The following is a 6520-nucleotide window of genomic DNA, read 5'->3' as shown; positions in this document are numbered from 1 at the left end:
CGCCCGACCTGACCTATTTTTCCTATGCTCGGCCCGCCTGCACCCGCTTCAACGAACGGGCCTTGTCGATCATTCGCGACGCAAACATCCAGGCGGTGATCCTGAGCGGCCGATGGACCGACTACCAGGCCAGGGGCTTCGCCGGCCTGCAGAAGACGATCGACCGGCTTCGCGAGATGGGGGTCAAGGTCTATACCGTCGGCCAGTCTCCGGAATTCATCGCCGACGTCCAGAAGATCGCTTTCTTGGTGAAGCGGGAGCATGCCGGAACCACATCCTGGCCTATGGCTATGGATCCGGGCATCAACGCACGGGTTCTGCCGTTCACCAAAGGGGCCGATTTCATAGATCCGCTGACGTATCTGTGCGACTCGGCCGGTTGTTCATACGCCGACGCCAAGACCAATGAATTTCTCTACTTCGACTATGGCCACTTCTCTTCCGCCGGCGCGACGCTGGCCATCTCGAAATACTGGCCAAGTTTCGCCACCAGCGACAAGGCCGCGAAGGCAAACCGGCAATTCACGGCCGCAGGCGCGCCGTGATCCGCAGCACGACGGCGTCGTGCCGAAACGGACCGCTTTGCGATTGCCCGAAGGCCAACCCTCATGCTAACGAGGGCGCACGCGGGTATGATGTAATGGTAGCTTGTCAGCTTCCCAAGCTGAACGCGCGGGTTCGATTCCCGCTACCCGCTCCAGCCTAAGGCGTCAGAACCATTTCAGCGCCTGCCTGTTCGTCGAACACAACCGAGCAGCCTCTCGCCAGCGCCACCGTTGCGAGGGCGTTTGCCGCCGCGTCATCCGATGAAACGAAGTCGCCGGTCAACACCCGCAATTCTTCCACGCCTTCAGCCATGGACACGAAATTGCCGACCGATCGATCGTGCTTGCAGGCCTCGATCACGCAAAGCAGGTCGATGATTTCGAAGCTGCGCATGTTCAGCCTCCAGAAGAAATCGTCCCTTGCAAGATCATGAACGCATCGGCGGGAAATAATGTTCCCAGTTCGCTTTCGCTGGCCTCGGCCTGGCGGCGCTTTCGCCGGAGAAGCTTACCTGATCCAGCCATCATCCCACTTCCCTCAGAATGAAGTCGTGCAGCATCTTGGCGGCCGGCGACAGCGCGCGATTCCTCACCGTGATCAGGCTGTAGGGCCTGACCTCGATGTCGAATTCGGTCTGGACGACGTCGATGGCGCCGGCCAGCCCGTCAGGGTTCTGGATGAATTTCGCCACCTGGACAGAGACCGGTGCGATGGCATCGGATTGCGCGACCATGACCAGGGTCAGGAGCAGCGAACTGGTGTTCAGGATACGGTCCGGCAAAGCGATGTTGCGGTTGAGGAAGTTGCTCTCCATCGCCTGGCGCAAGGGCGAGCCGCCCGACTGGAAGACCCAGTCATAGGCGGCGGTGTCTTCCAGCCGCACCACGCTGCCCCTGGTGAGCGGGTGGCCACGGCGCACGATCAGGCAGGCTTTCTCGACGCCGATGACGCGCGACTCGAACAGCCGCGGATTGAGGTCGTCCGGGATGCGCGCGATGATGAAGTCATGGCGCGTGGCGATCAGCTCGCGTGCCAGCACATTGGAGGTCTCGACCTGCATGGTGATCTCGATGCGCGGATAGATGCGGCGGATTTCACGAATTGCCGGCACCGCCAGCTCGATTGCCGGCGCGGTCACGGCACCCAGGAAAACCGAACCACCCTTGCCCGCCTTGAGCTCGGAAATCTCGCGGTCGACCTCGCGCATCTCCAGCAGGATCGAGCGCGCGCGCCTGGCCAAAGCCTTGCCGTATGGCGTCAAGGTGATGCCGCGCGGCAGCCTCTCGCACAGCTTGACCTCCAGCACCGCCTCCATCTCCGCGATCATGCGCGAGGCCGCCGGCTGCGAAATGTTCAGAACCTGGGCTGCCGCGCTGACCCGGCCATGGTCGTCGAGCGCGACGATCATGCGCATGTGACGCAGACTGAGACCGCTGCGCAGCAGGGTTTCGCCATCGCCCGGTGCTTCTCTGTAACCATCTGAAGCTGTTGTCGGATTCGCTGGCCGCGCCATCGCTTTCCCTGCCTTCTGCTCGTGTACGACCGACATCGGGGTCAGCCCGTCACGTCGCAATACATATACCAACCATGATATAGCAACCATCAAAGATCGCATTTGACAGTTATGGCAAAGACCCACACCCTCCGCGCGTTCCAAGACGTGACGGTCGCCGACGAGAAAAATCGTATCGATTGAATCAGCGTCTCGGGGCCATGGGAGGATACCGGAGATCGATATGACGGCAGCGGTGCCTTGGCGCTTCTGCACGATTGCGCGGCCCGCGACCCCCGGGGTGCCGCGTCCATCAAACAGGGAGAGTTAAAGTGAAAATCATCAAGACACTGGCCGCCGTCGCGGCCCTTGGCATCGCTGCCATGACCTACTCGGCGCACGCAGCCGACAAGGGTCTCGTCGGCGTGCTGATGCCGACCAAGACCTCGCAGCGCTGGATCAATGACGGCGATGCCGTCAAGTCCCAGCTCGAGGCTCTCGGCTACACCGTCGACCTGCAATACGCGCAGGACGACATCCCCAACCAGCTCAGCCAGCTGGAAAACGAAATCACCAAAGGCCCGAAGGCGCTGATCATCGCTTCTATCGACGGCACCACCCTGTCGGATGCTCTGCAGAAGGCCGCTGACGCGGGCGTCGTCGTCGTCGCCTATGACCGCCTGATCAAGAAGACCGCCAATGTCGACTACTACACCACCTTCGACAATTTCGGCGTCGGCGTGATCCAGGCGAATTCGCTGGTCAAGGGCCTCAAGGAACGCTTCCCGAACACCAAGCCGTGGAACGTCGAACTGTTCGGCGGCTCGCCCGACGACAACAACGCCTTCTTCTTCTACAATGGCGCCATCTCCGTCCTGCAGCCGCTGATCGACGACGGCTCGATCAAGATCAAGTCCGGCCAGACCGGCATGGACAAGGTCGGCACGCTGCGTTGGCTCGCCGCCACCGCCCAGGCACGCATGGACAATCTGCTGTCGGCCAACTATTCGGATGGCAGCCGCGTCGATGGCGTTCTTTCGCCCTATGACGGCCTGTCGCGCGGCATCACCGCCTCGCTGCGCGCCGTCGGCTACGGCACCGAGGCTCAGCCTTGGCCAATCGTGACCGGTCAGGACGCTGAGACCGCTTCGGTCAAGCTGATCATCTCGGGCGAGCAGTACTCGACCGTGTTCAAGGACACCCGCGAACTGGCCAAGGCCACCGTCGAGCTCGTCGACAAGGTGCTCTCGGGCGGCAAGCCGGACGGACTCGATGAAAAGACCTACAACAACGACGTCAAGGTCGTTCCCTCGATCCTGTTGACGCCGCATGAAGTCGACAAGTCGAACTACCAGGCGCTGGTCGTCGACTCCGGCTACATCAAGGCCGACGAACTGAAGTAATCCCGGTTACAAAGTCAGGGGGTCCTGCGCAACGCAGGGCCCCTTTTCGTTCACCAGCGAGCCCGGTATTGTCACCGACCTCGCCGGCAATATTTGCCGAGCTCTCAAGGAGCGGTAGTCCCCATGGCCCCGACGATTTTGGAGATGCGCGACATCACCAAGACGTTTCCCGGCGTGAAGGCGCTGTCGAACGTCAATCTCAGCGTCGAGGAAGGCGAGATCCACGCCGTGGTCGGCGAAAACGGCGCCGGCAAGTCGACGCTGATGAAGGTGCTGTCGGGCGTCTATCCCTCCGGCACCTATGACGGCCAGATCATCTTCCAAGGCCAGGAATGCCAGTTCAAGGGCATCCAGGACAGCGAACACAAGGGTATCGTCATCATCCACCAGGAGCTAGCGCTGGTGCCGATGCTGTCGATCGCCGAAAACATCTTCCTCGGCAACGAGCACGCGAAATTCGGCGTCATCGACTGGGACGCCAACGAGGAGCGCACCAGTGCGCTGTTGAAGAAGGTGGGCCTTAAGGAGGACCCCAAGACGCTGATCACCAATATCGGCGTCGGCAAGCAGCAGCTGGTCGAGATCGCCAAGGCGCTGAGCAAGGAGGTCAAGCTCCTGATCCTCGATGAGCCTACGGCATCGCTCAGCGAAAAGGACAGCCAGGCGCTGCTTGACCTGCTGCTCGAATTCAAGCGGCAAGGCATGACCTCGATCCTGATCTCGCACAAGCTCAACGAGATCAACCGGGTCGCCGACAAGGTGACGGTGATCCGTGACGGGCGCACCATCGAGACGCTGGCCAAGAAGGACATCTCCGAAGACCGCATCATCACCTCGATGGTCGGTCGTTCCCTCGACGACCGCTATCCGCCGCGCGAGCCTGATATCGGCGAGATCGTGTTCGAGGTGAAGAACTGGTCGGTCTATCACCCGCTCCATGCCGAGCGGCAGGTGATCAAGGGTATCGACATCAATGTGCGCGAGGGCGAAGTGGTGGGCATTGCCGGGCTGATGGGCGCCGGCCGCACCGAATTCGCCATGAGCCTGTTCGGCCGCTCCTACGGCCGCCGCATCACAGGCGAGGTGCTGCTCAAGGGCAAGCCGATCGATGTGTCCTCGGTAAGCAAGGCGGTCCAACACGGCATCGCCTACGTCACCGAGGATCGCAAGACCTACGGGCTCAACCTCATCGACCATATCAAGCACAACATCACGCTGGCCAATCTCGGCGGCGTGGCCCGCCACAGCGTGATCGACGACATGCGCGAGCTCGCCGTTGCCAACGACTATCGCAAGAAGACCAATATCCGCGCTTCCAGCGTCTATCAGTTGACCGGCAATCTTTCCGGCGGCAACCAGCAGAAGGTGGTGCTGTCGAAATGGCTGTTCGCCGACCCGGACGTGCTGATCCTCGACGAGCCGACACGCGGCATCGATGTCGGCGCCAAGTACGAAATCTACACGATCATCGCGCGACTCGCCTCGGAGGGTAAGGCGATCGTGGTCATCTCGTCGGAAATGCCGGAATTGCTCGGCATCACCGACCGCATCTACGTCATGAACGAAGGGCGCATCGTGGGCGAAATGCCCGCCGCGGAAGCAAGCCAGGAAAAAATAATGCGCGCCATCGTTCGTGGAGAAGGAAAAGCAGCATGAGCACCGAAAGCGCCCCCGCCCCGCACGGCAATGTCGCCGAAGAGCAGCGCGCACGCATCGCCGTCTCGGCGCTGGCCACGAACCTGCGCGAATACGGCCTGATCATCGCGCTGATCGTCATCATGCTGTTTTTCCAGTTCACCACGTCGGGAACGCTGTTCAAGCCGGTGAACCTGAGCAACCTGGTGCAGCAGAACTCGTTCATCATCGTGATGGCGCTGGGCATGCTGCTGGTGATCGTTTCCGGCTATATCGACCTCAGCGTCGGATCGGTCGCCGGTTTCATCGGCGCGCTGGCGGCAAACATGATGGTCATCTGGCAACTTGGACCGCTCAGCAATCCGCTGGTGGTTTCGATCATCTGCCTCGTCGTGGGCGGCCTGATCGGGGCGGCGCAAGGCTACTGGATCGCCTATCACAGAATACCGAGCTTCATCGTGACACTGGCCGGCATGCTGATCTTCCGCGGCATCTGCCAGGCGCTGCTGGGCGGCGGATCCTCGGTCGGTCCGCTTCCCGACGACTTCAAAATGCTCAGCTCGGGCTTCATCCCGGATGTCATCGGCCCGCTGACGCTGATCCCGCCGACGGTGAACGCGGCCGGCAAGACCATCATGGGCAGCGGCCTGACGCTGCACATGACGACGATCGTGCTGGGCCTGATCGCCGTGCTGGCCTATGCCTATTTCGGGGTGAGGACGCGTCGCAAGCGCGAACGCCATGGCTATGAGGCCGAGCCCTTTGCCCTGTTCGTCGTCAAGACGCTGGTCGCCAGCGCCCTGGCGCTGTTCCTGGTCTATGAGTTCGCCAGCTACAGAGGCCTGCCGGTCGTGCTGCTCGTCATGGGCGTGCTGATCTCGCTGTTCGTCTTCGTCACCAAGCGCATGACCATCGGCCGCCGTATCTACGCCATGGGCGGCAATGCCAAGGCCGCGCAGCTGTCAGGCATCAACACCGAGCGGCTGACGCTGATGGTGTTCATCAATATGGGCGTGCTGTCGGCGCTCGGCGGCCTGATCATCGCGGCGCGACTGGGACAGGCGGTGCCGGCCGCGGGCCTCGGCAGCGAGCTCGACGTCATCGCCGCCGTCTTCATCGGCGGCGCCTCGGCGATGGGCGGCGTCGGTCAGGTCATCGGCGCGGGGGTCGGCGGCTTCATCATGGGCGTGATGAACAACGGCATGTCGATCATGGGCGTCAATGTCGACTGGCAGCAGGTGGTCAAAGGCCTGGTGCTGCTCGGCGCCGTGATCTTCGACGTCTACAACAAGAACAAGGCTTGAACGGACTTAAGAGCAATTCCAGGAAAAGTGTGAAACGGTTTTCCGCCCGGAATTGCGCCAAGACAATGAGTTAGAGCGGTTCGCCGTTTCCGTGAAACGGTGAACTGCTCTGATCGAGGAAAGCAGGAGGCATACGATCG

At 61.6% G+C, this 6520-nt stretch carries 6 protein-coding genes and 1 tRNA gene; 5 read left to right on the top strand and 2 right to left on the bottom strand.

The features are described from left to right. Both EN969_RS12060 and EN969_RS12055 read left to right on the top strand, forming a co-directional pair. The coding region (locus EN969_RS12060; RefSeq protein ID WP_281060005.1) for an SGNH hydrolase domain-containing protein at window positions 1-545 on the top strand (545 nt) is incomplete at its 5' end. An 81-nt stretch (window positions 546-626) separates the two neighbouring features. Then, window positions 627-700, top strand: a tRNA-Gly gene (locus EN969_RS12055). A gap of 2 nt (window positions 701-702) precedes the next feature. Here EN969_RS12055 and EN969_RS12050 read toward each other — a convergent pair. Continuing rightward, on the bottom strand, window positions 703-939 hold the full coding sequence (locus EN969_RS12050; protein ID WP_024503153.1) for a hypothetical protein: 237 nt from the start codon (window positions 937-939) through the stop codon (window positions 703-705). A gap of 130 nt (window positions 940-1069) precedes the next feature. After that, window positions 1070-2059, bottom strand: a complete 990-nt coding sequence (locus tag EN969_RS12045; RefSeq protein WP_027161714.1) for a LysR family transcriptional regulator — start codon at window positions 2057-2059, stop codon at window positions 1070-1072. A 311-nt stretch (window positions 2060-2370) separates the two neighbouring features. On the opposite strand from EN969_RS12045, the gene chvE reads away from it, so the two are divergent. The 3 genes from chvE to mmsB all read left to right on the top strand — a co-directional run bounded on the left by chvE (window position 2371) and on the right by mmsB (window position 6380). Continuing rightward, entirely contained in the window at window positions 2371-3441 is a 1071-nt protein-coding gene (gene chvE, locus EN969_RS12040) for a multiple monosaccharide ABC transporter substrate-binding protein (protein WP_027161715.1), read from the top strand. 123 nt (window positions 3442-3564) lie between these two features. Further along, the gene (gene mmsA, locus EN969_RS12035; protein WP_063170018.1) at window positions 3565-5097 is read left to right on the top strand and encodes a multiple monosaccharide ABC transporter ATP-binding protein; all 1533 of its coding nucleotides are present in this window, start codon (window positions 3565-3567) and stop codon (window positions 5095-5097) included. Then, a complete protein-coding gene (gene mmsB, locus EN969_RS12030) occupies window positions 5094-6380 on the top strand; it encodes a multiple monosaccharide ABC transporter permease (protein WP_127419143.1) in 1287 nt (428 codons plus the stop codon). The genes mmsA and mmsB overlap by 4 nt, the downstream gene beginning before the upstream one ends. Window positions 6381-6520: the final 140 nt, after the last annotated feature.

The organism is Mesorhizobium sp. M7A.F.Ca.CA.003.01.2.1 (assembly GCF_003998945.1).
In the GTDB taxonomy this organism is placed as follows: Bacteria; Pseudomonadota; Alphaproteobacteria; order Rhizobiales; family Rhizobiaceae; genus Mesorhizobium; species Mesorhizobium ciceri.
This window is presented reverse-complemented; position numbering and strand designations above follow the sequence as displayed.